Origin of the sequence: Haloarcula amylolytica (genome assembly GCF_049705545.1) — an archaeon.
Lineage (GTDB): Archaea > Halobacteriota > Halobacteria > Halobacteriales > Haloarculaceae > Haloarcula > Haloarcula amylolytica_B.
The window spans coordinates 2533009-2553368 of the sequence record NZ_JBNAMU010000001.1 but is presented as its reverse complement, the minus strand read 5'-3'; the positions used below and the strand labels follow the sequence as shown (position 1 = coordinate 2553368).

The window sequence follows — 20360 nt, the reverse complement described above, 5'->3', positions numbered from 1 at the left end:
CTGCCGGTCTAACCATGGTATCCGGAGCGGCTCTCTGTAGTTCGACGGAATCACACCTAATCGTGTTTTGGTTGCCGTCGAAACAAAAGACTCTCTCGGCGGTTAGACCGGACGACCGTCCTCTGACGTTCCAACGAGGAGGGCTCCGGCGGCCAGCCCCAGCGCTGCCAGCGCTCCGGCAGCGGCCGGGATACCGATGTCGATTGCCCCTGTACCGAGAATGAGTACGGTGCTGATTGCCAGCAGAGCCGCGCCCAGAATCACTTTCCGCGTGTCTGTAGCCATATCACCCCTCACTTGGAAGTCATCCGGTATAAATTTCCCCAAAACCGACGGAGGAAAGTATGGGACAAGGCATCAATGCTCACGTTCTCTCCTGAGATACACCGCCTCTCTAGCCCGGCAGCCCGGTACTTCGGAGCCCACCTGCATCACTGAAGCAGCACATACATCCCCTCGTAGTGCCCTCCACCAGTTGGGTCACAGACGGCGCGTTGTAGCGTGCTGAGGATTGTCGGTACACCCTCGCGGCTGGCCGTCACGGGACAGACGCGAGACGGAGACCCACCGCAGTTCCAGGCATCGTGGTCGGATCTCTGACCGCGGATTGGATACAGAGGCACACGCCCCGCGTGCTCGGGCCGGGGCAACTGACGGAGCGAACCAACGGCATTCCGGTTCGGGGCTCCGTCACCCATAGCGCCGGACCGTTGATTCGGAACGGACCGGGGGAGTGGCATTCGACATCGCCACACGATTTCGGTCGGCCGTGGTTCGGGCAGCCACGGTCGGGCACACTTCTCATTTCATAATGCGCCGGACGGTGACACGGACAGAACCGAAAGGCGGTTTATCGCCCGGCATCGAACACGGGCAATGAGTGACGACGAGTTCCGTGGGCTCCGGCGCGCGGCCGACTATCAGTTCGGCGGCGGTGGCGGGACGGCGCTGTTCGCCGGCGCTGACGCCCTCGACGTAACACACACGAGCTCTGGCCGCCCGCGCCAGATCCACACTGCGGACGGCCGCGTCGCCACGTACGGTGACGACGGGCGCTTTCGGCTCGGGCTCGCTGGCGGAAGCCGACTCCTCGATGCCTTCGACGCGCCGCGACACCGCGTGGTCGTCGGCGACGAGAGCGAGCCGTTCATCCGCGAGGGCCGCAACGCCTTTGCGAAGTTCGTCCAGTCGGCCGACAGCACCCTCCGTCCGGGCGACGAAGCGCTCGTCGTCCACGAGGACGGTTATCTGCTGGCCGTCGGCCGCGCGGAACTGCCCGGTAGCGGCATGGACGACTTCGAGACGGGGATGGCCGTGAAGGTCCGGCAGGGCGCAGAGGACTGACAGAAAGCATTTGCTGCTCCCTTCGAGACGAGCGATATGCGCCGCCGAACGCTCCTCGCCGCGCTCGCGCTCTCCCCGATCACTGGCTGTGCCGCGCCCAGCGGATCTGCCAAGACATCAAGTGAGACGCCAGCAACATCACCGACGATCACAGCGGAATCGTCGCCAACACCGACGGTGACGCCGCCCCCAGACGACTCGATTCTGTTCGTCGTCCACAACCCTACAGAGAGCGACCTGCCCGTCTCCGTCACCCTCACGCACGACGGGACAGCGCTGGTTGATGAGACGGTGGCGCTGGCGGCTGACGAAGCCGTGGAGTATGACCCCGGGATCCACTCATCCGGTGAGTACACGCTAACCGTCGCCGTCGATGGCGGGCCAACGAAGACTCGCGAGCTCACTATCGAGGAATTCGACGTTGGGGCGGGGTCGAACCACTACGTAGAGATATACGCGGACGAGATCCAGATCTTCGCGGAGGAATAGTCACAACACGAGCCCGGACTGCAGCAGCCACACGAGAACCGTCACCGTCACCGCGCTGGCGACGGTCGTCAGGAACACCGTCGCGCTGACGAGTTCGCCCGGGGAGCGGTCCCCGGTCCCGTGGCTGAACGCGCCGACGAGAATGAGCGTCGTCACGCCGGTCGGCGTCGCCAACAGCAGTACGACCACACGCGCGACCGTCTGGTTCTGGAATCCGACGGCAAGCACCGCGGCGAACGCAAGCACCGGAGCCAGCAGGAGTTTCAACGCGCTGGCGATGCCGACTGACCGGAAATCGCTGTTCCCGTCGACGTTCGATAGCTGGATGCCGAGAATGAGCAACATCACCGGAATCGAGGCGTTGCCGAGCAGTTCGAGTGTCTGCATCACCGTCGAGTCTGTGGGCGGCACCGCACCGATCCATCGGAGAGCAAGTGCGACGATAACGGCATAGATGAGCGGCACACCGAACACGCGGCGCATGTCTGCGAGCGGGCTGCCGCTGCTGCCCCGGGCGGCAATGTAGATGCCGACGGTGTAGAGCATCACGCCCTGCAGTGCGGTCACGAGGACGGCCGTACTACGCCCGATCGCGCCGAAAGCGAAATCCGCCAGCGGAATGCCGTAGTTCCCGGTGTTAGGAAAGATAGCGACGAGGACGAACGCACCGAGCAGCGGTTCCGAGTGCCCCGTGAGGCGGCCGACGCCCTCCGCGATGAGAAGCATCGCCGCGGTGAACAGCACGACAGCGAGGACGACACTCAGAATCGTGTCGCCGGCCAGTGCCGATGTGGTCAGGCTATGAAGTACGAGCGCGGGCGCGAGGACGTACACCGTGATGGTGTTGAGCGCGTCGGGGTCGGTGCCTTTCACCCGGCCGAGGGCGAAGCCGGCCGCAGCGACGACGACGACCGGGAGGATGGCCGTGGCGAAGATGGACAGCAGTGACACGGCGGGGATGGACGGCCGAGCCTTAGAACCGTTACGAAGCCGTGGGAGCGTGCCGGTTTCGACCGGTCGACCGACCGGTACCGCGACGAACTCCGGCCCGAGCCCGGGTCGCTACGCTTTTCTGCCCTGCCCCGCCAGTCCTACGTATGTTTGGCGGAGGCGGCGGGATGAACCCGCGCAAGATGAAACAGATGATGGAACAGATGGGCATCGATATGGAGGATATCGATGCGCAGGAAGTAATTATCCGCACCCCGGACGAGGAACTCGTCTTCGACGACGCGGAGGTCCAGCTCATGGAAGCCCAGGGCCAGAAAACGTACCAGGTCGTCGGGGAGCCCGAGAGCCGCGAACTCGGCTCCGGTGAGGGCTCGGCTGCGGCGGCTGAGGGCGATTCGGACGAGAGCGACAGCAGCTCCGGCGTCGACGAGGACGACGTCGAACTCGTCGCCATGCGTGCCGGCGTCGACGAAGACACTGCGCGAGAGGCGCTCGAAGCCAACGACGGCGACCTCGCGGACGCGGTCGACGAACTGGAGTAACGTGGCGTACCTCTTCGTCCACGAAGACCGCGAGTACCTGCTGGACCCCGGCGAGCGCTTCGAGTCCGACCTCGGCATTCTGGAGGTCCCCGAGGACGTGGAACCGGGCGATGTCGTCGAGACGCATCTGGGCACCGGCTTCACCGTCCGTCGGTTGCGCGGCCCGGACCTGTTCACCCACCTCGAACGCACCGGCGCGCCGATGATGCCCCGCGACGTGGGGCTGGTCGTCGGCAAGACCGGCGTCGCCGCGGCGGACCGCGTTCTCGATGCCGGCACCGGGACCGGAATCCTCAGCGCGTACATGGGCCGCATCGGCGCTGACGTGGTGACCTACGAGCAGGACCCCGAGTTCGCCGAGGTAGCGCGACAGAACATGGAGATCGCCGGCGTCGCGGACACTGTCGAGGTCCGAACCGGCGATATCACCGACGATCTCGACGACCTCTCGGGGTTTGACGTGCTGACCCTCGACACCGAGGACGCCCCCACTGTGGTCGAGCGAACGCCCACGCTGCTTGACCGCGGCGGATCGCTGGCGGTGTACTCCCCGTTCGTGGAGAACACGCGCGAAGTCGTCGCAACGGCCACCGAGGTCGGACTCGACGGCGTCGAAACGCTTGACACCATCCAGCGGGAGATGGACTTCGACGACCGCGGCTCCCGTCCCTCGACCGGCGGCGTCGGGCATACCGGATACTTGACGTTCGCGCGGCGACCCTGACGGCTTCTGTCGGTCTGCTAAACCCCTCTTGTTGGGGTCGACTTTAAACATGTAGTAGCACGTACACTGTACCGTATGAGCGAATCAGAGACGCCGATGGAGACGACAACCTGGCCTGACCTTGCGATCGGTCTCTACGACCGCCTGACAGGTCGAAACGCCGAAATAACGTATGATTTTGAGGACATGGAAGTCGATGTCCCGAGCAAGGCCGGTGAGGACGCCGACCACGCTCGCTGGCGAGTCGACGGGACGCTGACCATCACGACACGCGATAACGACTGACAGTGGTCGCCACGGCGAAGACGGTCGGTGATCTGTTCGACCTGATCGAGCGAAAGCCGGACCTCCTCGTCGACGCCGATCTGACCGTCGAGCGGGACGGGGTCGCGTTCACCGTCCGCGGGTACGACGACCTCGTCGCCGTCGACCTGCCGTCTTTCGGGGCGGCGCTCGATCTCTGGCGGGACGGATCCGTCGAGGGAACGGACGCCGCCGCGACGCTGGTTGCTGCCGGGCTGACGGCTGAAATCCGCGTTCGCGGGGCACCCGTCGCCCGCCTCGGCGCGGACGCCGTTCCGAGTCCGCTCGCGAAACGACTCGGTCTCGGGCCGATCCAACTGTTCCTCGACGGCGCGCTCCTGGCGCTTATGCCACGGCGCGGATGAGGTCCAGCAGTTCGGACCGGTAGTCCGATGGCGTTCGCCGGAGCACTTCCGGCGGATTCTCAATCTCAAGCAGCGACGACAGCGACTGGTCCGGATACGCACCGGCGGCGATGCGGAACCCGTCGCTGTGCCACACGCCGACCCAGCCGGTAATCGACAGCGTCGCGTCGACTGCGTCGAGATCGAGTTCGGCGCTGTAGGTCCGGAGCCGCGCCCGGTCGCCGCTGTCCACGCGGACTCGTTCTCTTCGTCCGCGTTCGATGGACTCGAACCCTCTGTCGGCCAGTTCGTCGGCGAAGGCCGACTGGGCCTCCGAGCGGACAGTCGGGAGAATCACCGCCGGTCCGATGCCCGGCGCGAGCGGCGGGGTAAACGACAGCGCGGTCGCGAAAAAGAACCGCCACTGGTGGTCGAGCCCGACCGCATTCCGGACGGCCTCGCGTGTCTCGGCGGCGTCGTACACCTTCGTTGCCCCCTCGACGCGGGCCGTCGGCAACTCGAAGACGGTTTCGACGCTCTCGTCGACGAGCTCCCAGCCGCCGTCGCGCAACTGGGCGGTGGGCACGTCAGGGAACGCGGGGTCAGTGGGCACGGGCTGGCCTCAGTGGTCGTCCTCTCGCCACTTGTGTTCGCACTCGGTACAGGTGAAAAAGCGCGTCTCGGACTCGTCGGCCGCGCGGATCTGCTTCATCTCGTAGAAGGCCCGCTCGTTGCCACACTCGGGACAGCGGGCACCCGTTGTCGGCCCCATGTCCTCGGCATCGACCTCGGAGGTGTCGACGACTTCCGACTCCTCCTGTCCCTGCGTGGTGACGGCCATCTCCTGTTCGGTCTCGGCGTTTCGAGCCTTCTCGTAGCCGCAACTGCCACAGACCCAGCGCTCGTCGTCCGTTTTCATCATCGAACCGCATTCGTCGCAAAACTCCATTGTAGTACCACCGTTTGCCTGCCGACCGTGTTAAATACCCGGTTTCGCTCAGGCCGTTCTGTCGGTCCCCGTCGCTTCGCAGGGTGGAACATCCGGCAAAATCGGGTCGTCGACCGTCTCAGTCGTTGCGAACCCACGCCGAGCAGGGGTCCATGTCGTCCATGACCTCGCCGTGGAACGAACAGTACGGTTCGATATCACCCTCCTGCATCACGTACTCGAAGTGCCGACAGTTCCCGCAGTAGGTGTCCGGTTCGCCCTGATGGACCGCCGTCTCGGTAATCGCGTCGTGCCTTGTCGTCGCCGTGCCGCCGTCGGTCGACGTGGACGCTTCCGGGCCGGCCTCAGCTATCTTCGGGTCGAGCGCGTTCTCGGAGGGGCCGGTTCGGCTCGTCCCACGCGGCGCGCTGTTTCGCTGCCCGGTGTTCGAGCCAGTGGTCGCCCGACGGTCCAGCTGTCGCTCTGTCGCTCTGTCGCTGTCCGACTGTCGCTGGGACCGCGTGCTGCGGTCAGACCGTGTATCAGCTGTCGGCTGCCGACTGCGGCCGTTGGCTGTGCGCGTATTGCCCGAGCGCTGCCCGGTTCCGCCGTCGCTGACAGCGCCCTCGTCACCCGCTCCCGGTCGGTTTGTCTGCGTCTCGACTGTGCCGTCCGGGTCCTGTCCGAAAAACCCGATGCCGCCCAGTCCCGGCAGCGACCGGGCTTCCTCGACGAGGCGAATCGTCCCTTCCTCGGTAACTTCCATGCGTGCCGTCCCACCGGGGTCGTTTCGCGTCTTGAACGTCGCAAGCGATGCAAACAGGCACCAGAACGTCGTCACGATACCGGCGAAGTAGACACAGCCTGTCAGCAGCGCCAACAGCGGGTCGCTGCTGGTCCAGTTGTAGGGGTACAGCGATTGGAACAGCGCGACGCCGACCGTTGCGACGCCCGTGCCACCAAGGGCAGTCAGCCGGATTCGACGACTTGCCGGCAATACCGCGAACACGCCGAGGATGACAGAGGGCAGCCCGAGCCCGGCGATGATGCCAGCGATTCGCCTGGCTGCGTAGGCGTCCAGCCCGTATCTGTTGCCGACGCCGGTCGTTGCGAGCGCGATTGCCCCGACGAGTCCGGCAACACCAACGAGAAACAGGGCCGTCCCGACGAGTTGCTGGCGACGCGATGCGACGCGCCCAACCTCCCCTTCGTACACGTCGGTGAGACTAGTCATGGAGTATACTACTGCTACATCCGATAAAACTACCCGTCAGACAGATGCATGACGCGGGCACGCGCGTACGCAGTCCGGCAGACACGCGAGCCGTTCCGAAAGCACTAATCGGACCCACGGGCACAGTTCGGGTATGAGCGACGACGAAAGCGAGGACGCGGAGGAGCCGGCTGTCGAACTCGGCGACGGACCCGACGTTGCCGGTGCGCCACTCGCCCGCGTCTCGGCGCGGCTCACCTGGGGCATCGAACACAGCACTATCGTCGCCCGCGAAGGGGACACGACGATTCGGACGCCGGACGGCCCGCAGGAACTCGCAACGGTGCTGGAGGAGGTCGACGTGCCGTACTTCGCCGACCGCCAGGAGTTCGAGAGCGCGGTGCGAGACGTCATCGGGACCGGTCCCATCCCGACCGAGTGAGGCGGAGAGCAGACGTCTGAGGTACTAACACGACCCGTCCCAGTTACGTCTGTGTGATCTGTGCGACGTGTGCTAGCACTTTTGACAGCCAAGGTCCGACATCGCGTTGAACCACAGGGTTTGATACCGTCTGTTACGGAGACAGGGTGTGTTCCGTAGTGGTGGGCTGTCCTGGAAAGAGCGGACCGCGTTCGCCATCTGGGGGCTCGGTGTCATCATCGTCCTCCGGTTCCTGTACGACGTACTCGGGGTCGAAGGGCGGGAATTAGCTATCGTGGCTGTTGTCCTGTTCTTTGGCTCGTTTTACGGTGTGTTCATGCCAGTCTGGCGGCGGTTCTCGGCGGAGTGAATTTCAAGAGGAAAAGCCCGTGTAGACACAGCGGCGTCAACGGTCCGAGGAAGTACAGTCCGCTATCGTGGCGTCACAGCACGACTGCTTGCTACCCGTTACCGCATGTTTTCGAGCGCACACACCGTATCGGAGATGATCCATTCCGTCTCACAGTCGGCGTGCTCGATACTGAGCGCGTTGAAGGTCTCTCGTCCGTCGTCGACCGTTATTTCGAACGCCCGGCTACGAAGCGACTCCGGATGGGGACTCGGTGGGGACACACATCACCTTCATAGAGTGGGACCGATAAACGAGTCGATTCGCCGTGACAGGCCTATTACACGCCGATTGACCGCCGTCTGGCGATTGGTTACGACTCGCCTGATTCGCTCACCTCGGCTTTGCCGCGGCGCTTGCCGAACAGGTACGCGGCCACGATGAGTGCGAGGGGAACGACGAGGAACAGCCCCATCATGACGAGGATGACGAGCAGTTCAACCGCTCCGGGCATCCCGGGGAACAGGAGGAGGGCCATACGCCTCGTACATTCGCCCGTCGCAAAAATCCAACTACCTGGGGTCGATATCAAACGGTAGATCCTCAGAGCGGGAATCGCTTTCTGATACCGACATCCCTGCGTTAGACGTGTGGCTTCGGCAGCAGATCCTCGAACGCCTGTGCGTCCAGCCACTCACAGAGCCTGACGAGCTGTTCGGTCGCGGCCTCGAACATCTCCGCGCCCTTCTCGGCCGTGGCGTCGGTCTGGTCGCCCAGGACGCCGTTATCGGTGTTGTCGGCAGCGTCATAGAAGGTCCGCGAGCCGTACTTCTCCGTCTCCGCCGCCTCGACGCTCGGAATCCCGCCGTCCCGTGCGTCCTCGAGGCGGTCGTCGTGAACCAGTTCGGACCGGAGGTGTTGGATCATGGCCGTCTCCTTCGGGCCGCCGTGTGGCCCGTTCTGCTCGAACAGGTCGTCCACGAGGTCCGGGATGCTCTCGTTCCACATCCACTCGATGGCGTACAGTACTTCGTCGTCCCGGAGCCGGCGGCCGACCTCCCGGAGGTGCTCGACGTTCCCGCCGTGAGCGTTCACGTAGATGACCCGGTCGATGCCGTGGTACGCCAGGTTCCGGGTAAACGACTCGACGTAGTCCCGAAACACCGGCGCGTCGACCCACATCGTGCCGTGGAACTGTCTGTGATGGGGGCTTACGCCGACGTTGATCGTCGGGGTACAGAGGTAGCCGGTCCTGTCGGCGGCTTCTCGGGCGAAGGCCTCTCCGATGAGGTGATCCGTCGCCAGCGGGAGATGCGGTCCGTGTTGCTCGGTCGAGCCGAGCGGGACGAGCGCCAGCGACTCCGTCTCGAAATACTCGCTGAGATCCGGCCAGCTCTCGTCGGCAAGGTACATACCACGTGCTGGTGACGGATGCGTCTTCAATCTGTGCTTCGGCAGGGTAGTGGTGTCTAGTTTAATAATAGCGAAGTAGAGAGCCAGAAAGCCCCCGCGTTCTCAGCTCCCGCGACTTGCTGCGCGCGCTCCGCGTGCTTGCTTCGCTGGGGTTCGCTGAGAACGCGGCCCCTTCCAGTCCCACCCAAGATGGCTTACCCAACCGGCTACGGGTGGGACTTTCCGGCTATTCTGGACATCTGTTCCCTAACTAAACACTACTGTCAAGGCCCCCGCGGTGGGATTCAGGCAGTACGAAGGACTCAGTCGAACAGCTCGTGGACGCGAGCCTCGTACGGCGCAAGCGTCACCGTTTCCGGATCCGGGTCGTCGTGGTCGTAATTGCACTCTAGCAGCGTCGCATCAGCGTACTCGACTGGGAGGTCGAAGGTCTCCGTCGCGTCGTCGAAGTGCAGGACGACGAGAACCCGCTCGGTCCCCGAGTCCGTCGACAACGACCGCGTGAAGGCGAAGACGGTCTCGTGGTCGGGGAGCAGGTCGGTGTAGTCCCCGTACACGAGCACGTCTCTGTCGGAGCGTAACTGGATGAGCCGCTGGTAGTAGCTGTAGACGGAATCCGCGTCGGCCTGCTGGTCGGCCGCCTTGATCTCCCTGTAGTTCGAATTGACCTGAATCCAGGGGTCACCGTCGGTGAAGCCGGCGCTTTCCGAGTCGTCCCACTGCATCGGCGTTCGGGCGTTGTCGCGGGTCCGGTAGCCGACAATGTCTTTCACGTCATCGTAGTCCTCGACACCCTCCCAGTCAAGTAGCTCCCGCGCGTGGTTGATGGCGTCCACGTCGCGGAGGTCGTCCATCGTGTCCCAGTCGGCGTTAGTCATCCCGAGTTCCTGACCCTGGTAGATGTAGGGCGTGCCACGGATCGTGAGGATGACCGTCCCGAGCAGTTTCGCGGATTCCCGGCGGTAGTTTTCGGGGTCGCCGTAGCGGGAAACGCTCCGTGGCTGATCGTGGTTCTCCCAGTACAGCGTGTTCCAGCCGTCCGCCGCCAGCCCGTCCTGCCAGCGGTCGATGATACGCTTCAGTTCCGGCAGGCTCCAGTCCCCGACCGACCACCGCTCGCCGTCGTCGTAATCGAGTTTCGTGTGCTGGAAGTGAAACGCCATGTCCAGCGGGCCGTCCGCGCCGGCGTACTCGCGAGCCGACTCGACGGTGAGCTGTGGCATCTCACCGACGGTCATCACGTCGTAGTTCGACAGCACCGCCTCGTCCATCGCGTCGAGATACGACAGCATCTCCGGGCCGTTGATGAAATGTTCGGACCCGACCCACTCGCTGTCCGGGTCGCCGTCGGGGAGCCCCTCGACTTTCGACAGAAGGTTGATGACGTCCATCCGGAAGCCGTCGATGCCCTTCTCCAGCCACCACTCGATGGTGTCGAAGATGTCCTGTCGAACGGCGTCGTTGCGCCAGTTCAGGTCCGGCTGCGAGCTGTCGTACAGGTGGAGGAAGTACTCGCCGCGCTCCTCGTCGTACTCCCAGGCGGAGCCCCCGAAGAAGGATTCCCAGTTGTTCGGTGGCGTGGGCTCGCCGTCCCCGTCTGTCCCGCCTCCACGCCAGATGTAGTAGTCGTCGTACTCCGGGTCGCGCTGGCGGGACTTCCGGAACCACTCGTGTTGGTCCGAGGTGTGATTGACGACGAGATCCATGACGAGCCGCATGTCCCGGTCGTGGACCTCCTCAAGTAGCGCTTCCCAGTCGGCCATCGTCCCGAACTCGTCGTAGATGGCCTGATAATCGCTGATGTCGTAGCCGTTGTCCTTCTGGGGGGAGTCGTACACCGGATTGAGCCAGATGATGTCGACGCCGAGGTCGGCGACGTAGTCCAGGCGCTCGATGATGCCCCGCAAGTCGCCGACGCCATCGCCGTCGCTGTCGTTGAAACTCCGGGGATAGATCTGGTAGACGACTGCTTCTTTCCACCACGTGCGGTCCAGTTCGCTGTCGGATAGCATTTGAGATGTCGTCATTGTACTTGTGAGAGTTCGTAGAGACGCGCTTCGTACGGCTGCAGGTCCAGGTCGGCGACGTCGTGGCCGCCGGATTCGGTCGCTGCGTCCAGTTCATTCCCGAACAGTAGCACCGCCTCGGCCTCGACTGGTACCGAGACGTGCGTGGCCGTCGGCGAGACGTTCAGCACGACGAGCACGTCGTCGACGTCGGCCACCGGGTCCTCAAGCGTTCGCCGGTAGGCGTACACCGTCTCGTGGTCGGGCAACAGCAGTTCGTACTCGCCGTAGACGAGTACGTCCAGGTCGCTCCGCAGGTCGATGAGGTCGCGGTAGTACGACAGGATGCCGTCCTCGGCCGCTTCGGCCGCAGCGACGTTGATGTCCTCGTAGTTCGGGTTGACCTTTATCCAGGGATCGCCGTCGGTGAAGCCGGCGTTTTCCGAGGCGTCCCACTGCATCGGCGTCCGGGCGTTGTCCCGCGAGCGGAACTCGACGACGTCGCGGGCTTCGTCGTACTCGTCGATGTCGCCCGATTCCAGCGCGAGTCTGACGCGGTTCGACGCGTCCGCGTCGCGAAGCTCCTCGGCGGACTCCCACGGGCAGTTCGTCATCCCGATCTCGTCGCCCTGGAACAGGAACGGCGTCCCCTGATGCGTGAGCAGGAACGTCGCCAGCAGTGTCGCCGACTCCTCGCGGTACTCTCCGTCGTCGCCGAAGCGAGAGACGATCCGGGGCTGGTCGTGGTTGCCCAGATAGACGGTGTTCCAGCCGTCGAGGTCGGTCTGCCACTCGGCCATCACCGACTTCAGGTCGGGCAGCGACCAGTCCTCGATAGCCCACCACCCCTCCTGCTTGTCGAGTTGCATGTGCTCGAAGTGAAACACCATGTCCAGCGGCCCGTCGGCGCTGACGTAGTCGCCGGCGGTGTCGACGTCGATGTTGACGCACTCGCCGACCGTCATCGAGTCGTACTCGTCGAACGTCTCCGCGGCCATCTCGTCGAGGAACTCCTGTGTCCGGGGGCCGTCGGCGAAGTGCTCGACGCCGACCCACCCCTCGTCCGGGTCGCCGTCGGGGAGTCCCTCCGGCTTGGAGAGCAGGTTGATGACGTCCATCCGGAAGCCGTCGATGCCCTTCTGTAGCCACCAGTCGATCATCTCGTAGATGTCCGAGCGGACGTCGGGGTTCTCCCAGTTCAGGTCCGGCTGGCGTTCGTGAAACAGATGGAGGTACTGCGCCCCGACGTGTTCGTCGTAGGTCCAGGCCGACCCGCCGAACCCGCTGGTCCAGTTGTTCGGGGGCGTGGGCTCGCCGTCCTCGTCGGTGTCCCCTTCACGCCAGATGTAGTAGTCGCGGTACCCGTCCTCGTCCCGGCGCGAACGCTCGAACCACTCGTGGTCGTCAGAGGTGTGGTTGACCACCAGGTCCATGACGAGTTTCATGTCCCGGGCGTGAATCTCGTCCAGTAGTTCCTCCCAGTCCTCGAGCGTGCCGTACTCGTCGTGGATGGCGCGGTAGTCGCTGATGTCGTAGCCGTTGTCGACCTGTGGCGACTGGTACACCGGGTTGAGCCAGATGACGTCGACGCTGAGGTCGGCGACGTAGTCCAGGCGCTCGATGATGCCCTGTAAGTCGCCGACGCCGTCGCCGTTGCTGTCGTTAAAGCTCTGTGGATAAATCTGGTAGACGACCGCTTCCTTCCACCAGGCGCGCGCTGCGGTCATACACAGGGGTAGCCTGACCCGTTCCTTAAATCCACGGGTTCATACAACACCCGTTGTTAATTTCTCGGTGGAGCCGAATGGGAGGGAGTCCCAGTACCGCTACAGTTCCAGCACCGAGTGTCGTGGGAGTTCGAGATCGTAGCCGACTGCCGAGACCGTCTCGGTCGGCCAGTCGCCGGTCGCAGACAGCAGTTCGATGTCGTCGTCCGAGACGAGATAGGTGTCCTCGCTTTTCGCGCCGTCGATAGTCGGGTTCCAGGCGTACCCCTGTGGTAACGCGACCTCGGACTCGTGGCCGGGCGTGGCGATCCACTCGCGGCCGGCGAAGCCCGCAGCGCCGCCCTGGTGATGGTTCTGCCACTCGCCTTCCCAGCCGACCTCGGCGTAAGCGTCTTGAATGGCGGCGAACACGTCGCCCGCCGTGCCGCCTTCCCGACCGACCGCCTGTGTCGCGGCCAGCGCAGAGGTTTCGACTCGGGTGGCCTTGCGGGTTCGCTCCGCGAGCCACTCCGGCGGGTCGAACGCGACAGCGCGGGTGGTGCTGACGTGCAGGCCGTTCCGCTGGGCGGTCACCGAGATGAGCGCGTAATCGCCGAGCTCCGTGTCGGTCGACGTGTAGTGCCGGTAGGACTGCGCCCGCTCCGCGCTGCCGACGAGCACGACGGGCGTGGCGATGCCGCGGCCTTCGAGTTCTTGCCGAAGCACCGCGGTCACGTCAAGTTCGGTGTGTGAGGGTTCGACTTTCCGCGCGACGGTTTCTACTGCGTCCGCGGTGTCTCGCCCGAGTTCACGGTACTGCTCGACCTGGGAATCGGTCAGTGGCTGCCGGAGGCGTGTGGCGTCGACCGACTCGAATCCGGGGACATCGAAATCCGCCGCTGCCGGTGCCGGACTCGCTTCTGAAACGGCTTCAGCCAGCGCCTGTGCGTGCCAGTCGAACGTCTCGACGGCGACACCGCTGTCGAGTTCCTCGTCGCGAAGCCGCGGCGCTTCGATGTTGTCGGTGACGACCCGTACTTCGTTCCCGTCGTAGCCCGCGGCGGCGACGCCGATATCGCCTTCCCGGTCGACGACGTTGTCGCCGCCCCCGGTGAGCCACGCGAAGGCGTTCGGTCGGGCGAACCATACGGCTTCCAGCCCCGCTGTCTGGAGGTACTGGTCGAGACGGTCTGTGAGCGTCATACCATGGCATGACTCCCGTCCGTAGTAAAATCCAAGGAGAGCATCCCAATGGAATCGCCGTGACAGTGTCACAAAACGAGACATCCGTGGGGTTGTCGGTCGCTGCTGTCGCGTCCGTCTCCCGCCCCGTCTCACTCCGCGATGCCGCTGTCAGGGTCCCGCGACTGGAGCATCGAGTACATGACCGCCTGGAAGTCCTCGCTGTCGACGGACTCCACGATGTGCGTGTTCGGTTCCCCGTCGGTCACGCCGTTGACGTCGACGCTGGTGTACCCGCGGGTGAGCCCCTCGCGGTCGTCTACCGCGACGTGATACGTCGACACCTCATCGCGGAGTTCCGGATACGCCAGCAGCGCGGCGGTGACGCTGTCCGGGAGTGCCGTCCATCCGGGGTCGTCGGGGCCCTCGCCGTTGAACGCCCGGGCCTGTTCTGTTACCGACTCGAAGAACGACGCAAGTTCAGTGTCGAACGTCGATACCGCCTCGAACTCGGGGGTGCCGAACACTGCGTCCCGAAGGCACACGCCCCAGTCGACGAGCGTCACCTCGAATGCGTCGAACACACGCTTGGCTGCGTCCGGGTCGACCCACAGATTGAACTCTGCGGCCGGAGTGATGTTCCCCTCGCAGTTGACGTTCCCGCCCATCACCCACACTTCATCGACGAGGTCTGGCAGGTCTGGCTCGCGGGCGTACGCCAGCGCCAGATTGGTCAGCGGGCCGATACAGAGCAGCGTGATTTCGCCCGGGGCCGCCCGACAGCGGTCGACGATCTCGTCGGGGCCAAACCCCGCCGCCGATTCGATATCCGTCTCGGGAAACAGATCCCCGCCGAGGCCGTCCTCGCCGTGGATGTACGTCGCGTGCTCGAACTCCTTGAGGAGCGGCTGTCTCGCGCCTTCGTAGACGGGTACGTCGAGGGCATCGGCGAGTTCGAGCGTGTACTTCGCGTTCTCGACTTCCCGGTCGAAGGGGACGTTGCCGGCGACGATGGTGAGTGCTCCGACGGTCACCCGGTCAGTGAGACAGGAAAGCAAAATCGCCTGTGTGTCATCGCCCGCGGTGTCCGTATCGATGATGATGCGTCGCATACCTCCTGGTCGGAGGGGGCATACAAATGCTGCCGGGCCACAACCGTGTGCCACACCGATCTGTGCTCCACTCAAAGCGATAGGTGACCGGCCGGGCGAGGTTGTCAGCGACGCCGGGGTTACACCATTTCGAGGCGGTGTCCGCTGTCGTCACCGAGCGATTCGTACACGATGCGTGCGGCAGCGATGTCCTGAATCGCGAGGCCGGTCGAGTCGAAGACGGTAATCCCGGACAGGTCCTCGCGGCCCGGCGCGTTCCCGACGACGATCTCGCCGAGTTCGGCGTCGATATCCGACTCGTCGATATCGCCCTCGCTCCAGGGGACGTTTATCTCGCCGGAGTGGGTCGTCTGCTCGAAGTCGTCGATGACGAGGGTCGCCTCGCGAATGACTTCCGTGTGGAGTTCCTGCTTCCCTTCGGCGTCGGCACCCATGGCGTTGACGTGGGTGTGTTCTCCGAGGTCGTCGAGGGTGACGATGGGGTCTTCGACCGGCGTAACGGTCGAGAGAACATCACAGTGGGCCGCCTCGGGGATCGTCCCGGCTCGCACGTCGAACTCGTCGCCGAAGGCGTCGATGAACCGCTGGACGCGGTCGTCGTCGAGATCGCTGACGACGACGGACTCTATCGGTCGGACCTGCGAGATGGCCTCCAGTTGCGTATAGGACTGGACGCCGGCGCCGATGATGCCGAGCGAGGACGCGTCCTCGACGGCGAGGTGGTCCGTCGCCACGGCGGCGGCCGCACCGGTTCGCTTCATCGTCAGCGTCGTGGCGTCCATCACGGCCAGCGGGAAGCCGCTCTCGGAGTCTGTGTACACGAGCGTGCCCATCACGGTCGGGAGGTCGAACTCGTCGGGGTTGTCGGGGTGAACGTTCACCCACTTGATGCCTGACGCCTCCCAGTCATCCGTTTCGAGGTAGGCCGGCATCGACCGGAAGTCACCGTTGTGCTGTGGCAGGTCGATGTAGGACTTCGGCGGCATCTGTGCCGTCCCGTTTTCGTATGCGGCGAAGGCGGCTTCGATGGCCGGAACGAGATCCGCCATCTCGACGGCCGCCTCGATGTCCGTGCTTGGGACGATAGTCGTCAGGTTGTGCTGCCGTGCTGTCGAATATAGTGAGTTACTCATAGTGCTGCGAATCCGTGATATCGGTTACTCTGATCGCGCTATACGTGCTCAGTATCTCTTTTCGGCTCCCGGTGACAATCCTAGAACGACCCCCGGGAAAGCGTCTTGAGGTGGGTGACACGGCCGCGGTGCTCGGCGTCGTCGAACGATTCGACCTTCGCGAGAACGCGACAGCCGACGATGTCTGTCTCGCCGTTCTCGAAGTGGAGGCGGGTCTCGCCGACCAGTGCGACCAGCTCGCCGGATTCCTCGTCGACCTCCGTGACGTACACCTCTATCTCTTCGCCCGCCTCGAACGTCGGTGTGGTCGTCCTGAAGGACATACCAGTGAGGAATTTGCTGAATATACTCATAGACGGGTCACATCCTTGGATTTGCGGTCAGTAGTGTACTCAAGCCCAAAGCCGGTCAGCGCGGCGAGGAGGAACACGCCGAAGAGGAACCAGCCGTGGAAGACGTACGGCCACACCTGCACGGGGTTGACGACCATCGCACTGGTGAACCACTCGTACTGGTTCGGGAGGCCTTGCAGCGTCGCAAAGCCGATGAGAACGCCGCCGCCCCACGGGAAGATGTAGCCCAGCGCTGAGGTGTTCGCGTCGAGGATGTTCGCCCGACGGTAGCTGTTGATGTTGTACCGCTGGCCGATGCGGGCGATGTACGGCGCAATCGCGATTTCTGCCGCCGTGTTGATCGTGATCATCGAGTTGACGAGGGCCGTACCGACTACCATCGTCGTTTCGGCCCTTCGGACGCCCGTTGCGACGTGTTCTAGGAGCCACTCCTGTATCGCTTCGAAGCCGCCGCCACGGATCATGATCTCAGATCCGGCGACGATGAGCAAGACGAGCACGATCAGCGGGAAGAACCCGGCCGCACCGTTGTAGATCGATCCGGTGACGCCAGCGTTTTGCGGTGCGACAACTTCTGCAATAGGGAGCGATCCGGCCCAGCTTGCGGCCGCCGACGTTTCCGGGACTTTGAACAGCAACACGGCACTCAGCGGTGCGAGACCGAAGACGATATTGAAGGCAACTGCGACGACGAGCCCCCACGAGATCGCCTCGATGATATGTCGGCCCATGACTGCCGTCACAATGACGACGAGCATGGAAATGAGATGCACCAGTCCCGCTGGCTCGCTGTTCTGGACGAACAGGTCCTGTGCCTGCTGGGAGATGTCCAGCCCGGCCATCGCGTTCCCGGCGAAAACGTACGCCACAAGCGCCAGCACTGCAGCGATGATGGCGTACTTGAACCGCGAGGCGACGACGCCGCCGATGTCGGCGTCCTGTGTCACCGCACTCACGATTGTCGTGTCACTGACCGGTGCAAGGTTATCGCCGAAGACAGCCCCGGAGAGAATCGACCCGAACAGCAGTACCGGATTCGCACCGAGCAGGATACCGGCTGGGAAGAACAGCGCCGAGAAGGCGACTGCCGCGCCGTAACCGGTGCCGATACCGGTCGTGAAAAGCGCAGCGAGGATGAAGGTGGCGGCGGGGAACAGGGCGCCCCCGACATCGGCCGCGTTCGCTGCCCAGACGAGGCCGCCGACGAAGCCACCTGCCTGCAGGGTATTCGAGAACATCCCTGCCCAGAGCCACGCGACGACTGCCGTCGCGGCGACCCGCTTCGTCATCCCGTCGAAGATGGTGTTCGCGTAGTTCTTCCAGTCCCCTTTGGCGAAGAACATCCCGACAATGAGCGCCACGAGCATTCCCGCGACGAGCCCCGTCGTATCGCCGATACCGAACAGGCCACTCTGAACAATCGCCCAGAGGATGAACAGCCCTATCGGAAGGACGCTCATCCACCGTCCGCCGTAGAACTCGATTGCTTCGACATCCGGGCCGGAGATCTCCTCAATCTCTGACCCATCGCTGCTATCCGTATCTGACATGCATTCTGTGCCTCGTCAGATACGAACGCAAAAGATTATGATAATACCTCTCTCTCCGGTAACAAATTACACGAGCCGTCTCTGGTGAAGTATCAGCGTGCCCTGCCCCGCTACCGATATATAAAAGTCCTCTTCTCACGGACGATAGAGAGCGTACAAACCCCGCGTACAGGTCGAATCGCGCAAACACGACATAGTTTCTACTTTCCATGATTGGAATATTTTCAGCAGTAATTTCACTTGCAGAAACTATCACGGTATTACATACACTCTATCCGCTCTGTTCCACCATGACCGGACCTTTTTATACTGTTATCCAGTGTGCAGTGGTATGGACAGCCCCGGCGGTCGTCGTCTCCAAACGACCGAAACCTCCCTCGCGATCATCGATGCGATAAACGAGCTGGGGGAGGCCCGAATGAGTGAGCTTGCAGACCGGCTGGACCTATCGACGAGTACCGTTCACGTTCACCTCAAGACACTCATCGATCAGGAGTACCTGGTCAAACGAGGCGAGCAGTACCGGCTCGGTCTGAAGCTGTTCCACCTCGGTGAGGGGGCCAGGACCCGAAACGAATGGTACGAGGTCGCCCGGCGCAAGACACACGAACTCGCCGATAGCTGTGGCGAGGAGGTCACGTTCGCCGTCGAAGAGAACGGGCGCGCGATAACGCTGTTCAACGTCGTCGCCAACGTCCCGTCGAAAGGGTTCCAGGTGGGTCGATACTACTACCTGCACAACTCGGCAGTCGGCAAGGCGATCCTCGCCGCGCTGCCGGAGACCCGGGTCAACGAGATTCTCGACCGGTGGGGACTGCCCGCCGAGACGGAGTATACCGTCACCGACCGCGAAACCCTCATGGAAGACATCGAACGCACGAGCGAGCGCGGCTACTCGGTGAACGACCAGGAAGCGGTTGAGGGGCTTCGCTCGGTCGGCGTGCCGGTCACCGCCCCACACGGCGGTGTCCTCGGCGCACTGGACATCTCCGGCCCGCTGTATCGGTTGCCGCCGAACGAGGAACTCGCCTCGATGCTGCAAGACGTCGTCGAGGAACTGGAAGCAGAAATCGGGGTCCCGTAAGCGTCCGGCCGGACAGAACTGCCGCTCGCGGCGGTAAATACTCCGAGAGGTTACTCCGCGGACTCCGTCGCCTCCCCGATGTCGGGGCCGTCCGCGGAACCGTCGCCGTCTGTCGCCGTCCCGTCTGTGTCCCCGTCGTCGGCCGCCTCACTTTCGGCGGGGTCGTCGGCCGCTGGGCCGCTGTCGCCGGATTCGTCCCGTTCGTTGGCTGGCTCCGTAGTGTCAGTGTCAGCTTCGAGCGATTCGGCCATCTCCGCCATCGCCGCAGCGGACTCGTCCGGTCGGTCCAGCACCGACTCCGTGTGCATCCGCATCTCCTCGCTGGTCCGGATCGTCCCGTCGACCGTCGCGTTCTCGTGGAGTTCGACGGTCGTCCCCGAGATGTCGCCCCAGACCTTCGCTCCCGGGCCGACGCGGACGGTGCCGCTGCGAGTCGTTACGTCCCCTTTGATCTCCGTGCCCCGGCCGACCACGATATCGCCTTTCGCCCGGAGGCTCCCGAAGACGACCGTGTCGCGGCCGACTTCGAGGGACTTCGCGCGGATGTTGCCGTGGAGCCGGCAGTCGTCGCCGACCGTCGCCGGCGTCGAGACGCGCCAGGCGTCGTCCGAGACGCTCGCACCGCGTGGAATCAGCACCGGGTCGTGCTCGTCGCCGCCGTCGTCTAACATTTCGTTGATTACTTCCTCGGCCGCATCTTCCTCGCCGATTCGGAGGAGTTGCGAGAGGTAGACGAACAGGAAGACAATGGTCGGCATCGGGTTCCGGATGACGATCCAACCGTTTGCCTCGAAGCCGTTCTCGATGTCCACGTCGTCGCCGATATCCAGGTCGCCCGCGACCCGGAGCTCGCCGCCGATGTGTACCCGTTCGCCGATGTAGGCGTCCTCACCGACGAGGACGTTGTCCGCGACGTCACACCACATGTCCAGCCGACAGTCACCTTCGGCTTCGATGTGGCCGCCAAAGCGGACCCGCTCGTCAGCGATAACCGTCCGCCCGCGAACGCCGAACTCCACGGTCGACTGGCCGCCGACGATGACGTCACCGTCGGTCACCAGGTCGTGTTCCTCGACAGTAGTCCCGTCGGGAATGTCGAGTTCGGACAGCGGGTCGGAGCCGAGAGGCACGGTTTCTATAGCGGTTTCGTTCATATTAAACCCTCATGACGTGCATGACGGGCGTCTGACGCTGGTCGGACGGGGCCGGCCTG

25 protein-coding genes are annotated in these 20360 nt (G+C 63.8%); 9 read left to right on the top strand and 16 right to left on the bottom strand.

Features of this window, described 5'->3' with window-relative positions; all coding sequences use genetic code 11:
• Positions 1 to 102 precede the first annotated feature (102 nt).
• Positions 103 to 285 (bottom strand): hypothetical protein, encoded by a 183-nt coding sequence (locus ACOZ4H_RS13390; protein ID WP_008310160.1) that lies wholly within the window; start codon positions 283 to 285, stop codon positions 103 to 105.
• Positions 286 to 876: 591 nt separating this feature from the next.
• Between ACOZ4H_RS13390 and ACOZ4H_RS13385 the strand changes: the two genes are divergently transcribed.
• A complete protein-coding gene (locus ACOZ4H_RS13385; RefSeq protein WP_424329744.1) occupies positions 877 to 1344 on the top strand; it encodes a PUA domain-containing protein in 468 nt (155 codons plus the stop codon).
• Positions 1345 to 1380: 36 nt separating this feature from the next.
• Positions 1381 to 1833, top strand: coding sequence for a hypothetical protein (locus ACOZ4H_RS13380; RefSeq protein ID WP_424329743.1), 453 nt, complete (start codon positions 1381 to 1383; stop codon positions 1831 to 1833).
• Here the strand turns inward: ACOZ4H_RS13380 and ACOZ4H_RS13375 are convergent, their stop codons facing one another.
• Positions 1834 to 2784, bottom strand: coding sequence for an AEC family transporter (locus ACOZ4H_RS13375; protein WP_424329742.1), 951 nt, complete (start codon positions 2782 to 2784; stop codon positions 1834 to 1836).
• Positions 2785 to 2930: 146 nt separating this feature from the next.
• On the opposite strand from ACOZ4H_RS13375, the gene ACOZ4H_RS13370 reads away from it, so the two are divergent.
• The 4 genes from ACOZ4H_RS13370 (at position 2931) to ACOZ4H_RS13355 (ending at position 4718) form a co-directional block, all read left to right on the top strand.
• Positions 2931 to 3326: a nascent polypeptide-associated complex protein gene (locus tag ACOZ4H_RS13370; protein WP_424329741.1), complete on the top strand. Its 396-nt coding sequence runs from the start codon at positions 2931 to 2933 to the stop codon at positions 3324 to 3326.
• 1 nt (position 3327) lies between these two features.
• Entirely contained in the window at positions 3328 to 4050 is a 723-nt protein-coding gene (locus ACOZ4H_RS13365) for a methyltransferase domain-containing protein (RefSeq protein WP_004962944.1), read from the top strand.
• 75 nt (positions 4051 to 4125) lie between these two features.
• Positions 4126 to 4335 (top strand): hypothetical protein, encoded by a 210-nt coding sequence (locus tag ACOZ4H_RS13360; RefSeq protein ID WP_424329740.1) that lies wholly within the window; start codon positions 4126 to 4128, stop codon positions 4333 to 4335.
• 2 nt (positions 4336 to 4337) lie between these two features.
• Positions 4338 to 4718 (top strand): hypothetical protein, encoded by a 381-nt coding sequence (locus ACOZ4H_RS13355; protein ID WP_424329739.1) that lies wholly within the window; start codon positions 4338 to 4340, stop codon positions 4716 to 4718.
• Here the strand turns inward: ACOZ4H_RS13355 and ACOZ4H_RS13350 are convergent.
• The 3 genes from ACOZ4H_RS13350 to ACOZ4H_RS13340 form a co-directional block, all read right to left on the bottom strand.
• Positions 4699 to 5310 (bottom strand): hypothetical protein, encoded by a 612-nt coding sequence (locus ACOZ4H_RS13350; RefSeq protein ID WP_424329738.1) that lies wholly within the window; start codon positions 5308 to 5310, stop codon positions 4699 to 4701. The genes ACOZ4H_RS13355 and ACOZ4H_RS13350 overlap by 20 nt on opposite strands.
• A 9-nt stretch (positions 5311 to 5319) precedes the next feature.
• Entirely contained in the window at positions 5320 to 5646 is a 327-nt protein-coding gene (locus ACOZ4H_RS13345) for a transcription factor S (RefSeq protein WP_005535365.1), read from the bottom strand.
• A gap of 118 nt (positions 5647 to 5764) precedes the next feature.
• Positions 5765 to 6859, bottom strand: coding sequence for a DUF7139 domain-containing protein (locus ACOZ4H_RS13340; RefSeq protein ID WP_424329737.1), 1095 nt, complete (start codon positions 6857 to 6859; stop codon positions 5765 to 5767).
• Between the two features lie 133 nt (positions 6860 to 6992).
• Here ACOZ4H_RS13340 and ACOZ4H_RS13335 point away from each other — a divergent pair, with 133 nt between their 5' ends.
• Together ACOZ4H_RS13335 and ACOZ4H_RS13330 are read left to right on the top strand one after the other, a co-directional pair.
• The gene (locus ACOZ4H_RS13335; RefSeq protein WP_424329736.1) at positions 6993 to 7280 is read left to right on the top strand and encodes a DUF5789 family protein; all 288 of its coding nucleotides are present in this window, start codon (positions 6993 to 6995) and stop codon (positions 7278 to 7280) included.
• Between the two features lie 148 nt (positions 7281 to 7428).
• A complete protein-coding gene (locus ACOZ4H_RS13330) occupies positions 7429 to 7629 on the top strand; it encodes a hypothetical protein (protein WP_424329735.1) in 201 nt (66 codons plus the stop codon).
• Between the two features lie 98 nt (positions 7630 to 7727).
• Here the strand turns inward: ACOZ4H_RS13330 and ACOZ4H_RS13325 are convergent, their stop codons facing one another.
• From ACOZ4H_RS13325 to ACOZ4H_RS13280, 10 genes are all read right to left on the bottom strand, one after another.
• Positions 7728 to 7892 (bottom strand): hypothetical protein, encoded by a 165-nt coding sequence (locus ACOZ4H_RS13325; protein ID WP_004962921.1) that lies wholly within the window; start codon positions 7890 to 7892, stop codon positions 7728 to 7730.
• 89 nt (positions 7893 to 7981) lie between these two features.
• Entirely contained in the window at positions 7982 to 8146 is a 165-nt protein-coding gene (locus tag ACOZ4H_RS13320; protein WP_424329734.1) for a hypothetical protein, read from the bottom strand.
• A gap of 104 nt (positions 8147 to 8250) precedes the next feature.
• On the bottom strand, positions 8251 to 9021 hold the full coding sequence (locus ACOZ4H_RS13315) for a creatininase family protein (protein WP_424329733.1): 771 nt from the start codon (positions 9019 to 9021) through the stop codon (positions 8251 to 8253).
• A gap of 302 nt (positions 9022 to 9323) precedes the next feature.
• The gene (locus ACOZ4H_RS13310; protein ID WP_424329732.1) at positions 9324 to 11033 is read right to left on the bottom strand and encodes a glycoside hydrolase family 13 protein; all 1710 of its coding nucleotides are present in this window, start codon (positions 11031 to 11033) and stop codon (positions 9324 to 9326) included.
• A gap of 11 nt (positions 11034 to 11044) precedes the next feature.
• The gene (locus tag ACOZ4H_RS13305) at positions 11045 to 12754 is read right to left on the bottom strand and encodes an alpha-glucosidase (protein ID WP_424329731.1); all 1710 of its coding nucleotides are present in this window, start codon (positions 12752 to 12754) and stop codon (positions 11045 to 11047) included.
• A gap of 99 nt (positions 12755 to 12853) precedes the next feature.
• Positions 12854 to 13936 carry a M24 family metallopeptidase gene (locus tag ACOZ4H_RS13300; RefSeq protein ID WP_424329730.1) on the bottom strand — a complete coding sequence of 361 codons (1083 nt, stop codon included), beginning with the start codon at positions 13934 to 13936 and terminating at the stop codon, positions 12854 to 12856.
• Positions 13937 to 14067: 131 nt separating this feature from the next.
• A complete protein-coding gene (locus ACOZ4H_RS13295) occupies positions 14068 to 15027 on the bottom strand; it encodes a nucleoside hydrolase (protein WP_424329729.1) in 960 nt (319 codons plus the stop codon).
• A gap of 119 nt (positions 15028 to 15146) precedes the next feature.
• Positions 15147 to 16160, bottom strand: coding sequence for an ornithine cyclodeaminase family protein (locus tag ACOZ4H_RS13290; RefSeq protein ID WP_424329728.1), 1014 nt, complete (start codon positions 16158 to 16160; stop codon positions 15147 to 15149).
• Between the two features lie 80 nt (positions 16161 to 16240).
• Positions 16241 to 16513, bottom strand: a complete 273-nt coding sequence (locus tag ACOZ4H_RS13285; protein ID WP_424329727.1) for a DUF7513 family protein — start codon at positions 16511 to 16513, stop codon at positions 16241 to 16243.
• On the bottom strand, positions 16510 to 18063 hold the full coding sequence (locus ACOZ4H_RS13280) for a Na+/H+ antiporter NhaC family protein (protein ID WP_424329726.1): 1554 nt from the start codon (positions 18061 to 18063) through the stop codon (positions 16510 to 16512). The genes ACOZ4H_RS13285 and ACOZ4H_RS13280 overlap by 4 nt, the downstream gene beginning before the upstream one ends.
• 331 nt (positions 18064 to 18394) lie before the next feature.
• Here ACOZ4H_RS13280 and ACOZ4H_RS13275 point away from each other — a divergent pair, with 331 nt between their 5' ends.
• Complete coding sequence (locus ACOZ4H_RS13275) at positions 18395 to 19147, top strand: IclR family transcriptional regulator (RefSeq protein ID WP_424329725.1); 753 nt, start codon at positions 18395 to 18397, stop codon at positions 19145 to 19147.
• A 50-nt stretch (positions 19148 to 19197) separates the two neighbouring features.
• On the opposite strand, the gene ACOZ4H_RS13270 is transcribed toward ACOZ4H_RS13275, so the two are convergent.
• Positions 19198 to 20301 carry a polymer-forming cytoskeletal protein gene (locus ACOZ4H_RS13270; RefSeq protein ID WP_424329724.1) on the bottom strand — a complete coding sequence of 368 codons (1104 nt, stop codon included), beginning with the start codon at positions 20299 to 20301 and terminating at the stop codon, positions 19198 to 19200.
• Positions 20302 to 20360: the final 59 nt, after the last annotated feature.

What these genes read in the sequence shown, in the direction of transcription:
- ACOZ4H_RS13360 (WP_424329740.1), top strand. Translation starts at nt 4,126, where the DNA reads ATGAGCGAATCAGAGACGCCGATGGAGACGACAACCTGGCCTGACCTT.
- ACOZ4H_RS13385 (WP_424329744.1), top strand. Translation starts at nt 877, where the DNA reads ATGAGTGACGACGAGTTCCGTGGGCTCCGGCGCGCGGCCGACTATCAG.
- ACOZ4H_RS13305 (WP_424329731.1), bottom strand. Translation starts at nt 12,754, where the DNA reads ATGACCGCAGCGCGCGCCTGGTGGAAGGAAGCGGTCGTCTACCAGATT.
- ACOZ4H_RS13340 (WP_424329737.1), bottom strand. Translation starts at nt 6,859, where the DNA reads ATGACTAGTCTCACCGACGTGTACGAAGGGGAGGTTGGGCGCGTCGCA.
- ACOZ4H_RS13285 (WP_424329727.1), bottom strand. Translation starts at nt 16,513, where the DNA reads ATGAGTATATTCAGCAAATTCCTCACTGGTATGTCCTTCAGGACGACC.
- ACOZ4H_RS13275 (WP_424329725.1), top strand. Translation starts at nt 18,395, where the DNA reads ATGGACAGCCCCGGCGGTCGTCGTCTCCAAACGACCGAAACCTCCCTC.
- ACOZ4H_RS13280 (WP_424329726.1), bottom strand. Translation starts at nt 18,063, where the DNA reads ATGTCAGATACGGATAGCAGCGATGGGTCAGAGATTGAGGAGATCTCC.
- ACOZ4H_RS13290 (WP_424329728.1), bottom strand. Translation starts at nt 16,160, where the DNA reads ATGAGTAACTCACTATATTCGACAGCACGGCAGCACAACCTGACGACT.
- ACOZ4H_RS13345 (WP_005535365.1), bottom strand. Translation starts at nt 5,646, where the DNA reads ATGGAGTTTTGCGACGAATGCGGTTCGATGATGAAAACGGACGACGAG.
- ACOZ4H_RS13270 (WP_424329724.1), bottom strand. Translation starts at nt 20,301, where the DNA reads ATGAACGAAACCGCTATAGAAACCGTGCCTCTCGGCTCCGACCCGCTG.
- ACOZ4H_RS13300 (WP_424329730.1), bottom strand. Translation starts at nt 13,936, where the DNA reads ATGACGCTCACAGACCGTCTCGACCAGTACCTCCAGACAGCGGGGCTG.
- ACOZ4H_RS13370 (WP_424329741.1), top strand. Translation starts at nt 2,931, where the DNA reads ATGTTTGGCGGAGGCGGCGGGATGAACCCGCGCAAGATGAAACAGATG.
- ACOZ4H_RS13295 (WP_424329729.1), bottom strand. Translation starts at nt 15,027, where the DNA reads ATGCGACGCATCATCATCGATACGGACACCGCGGGCGATGACACACAG.
- ACOZ4H_RS13315 (WP_424329733.1), bottom strand. Translation starts at nt 9,021, where the DNA reads ATGTACCTTGCCGACGAGAGCTGGCCGGATCTCAGCGAGTATTTCGAG.
- ACOZ4H_RS13390 (WP_008310160.1), bottom strand. Translation starts at nt 285, where the DNA reads ATGGCTACAGACACGCGGAAAGTGATTCTGGGCGCGGCTCTGCTGGCA.
- ACOZ4H_RS13320 (WP_424329734.1), bottom strand. Translation starts at nt 8,146, where the DNA reads ATGGCCCTCCTCCTGTTCCCCGGGATGCCCGGAGCGGTTGAACTGCTC.
- ACOZ4H_RS13380 (WP_424329743.1), top strand. Translation starts at nt 1,381, where the DNA reads ATGCGCCGCCGAACGCTCCTCGCCGCGCTCGCGCTCTCCCCGATCACT.
- ACOZ4H_RS13310 (WP_424329732.1), bottom strand. Translation starts at nt 11,033, where the DNA reads ATGCTATCCGACAGCGAACTGGACCGCACGTGGTGGAAAGAAGCAGTC.
- ACOZ4H_RS13335 (WP_424329736.1), top strand. Translation starts at nt 6,993, where the DNA reads ATGAGCGACGACGAAAGCGAGGACGCGGAGGAGCCGGCTGTCGAACTC.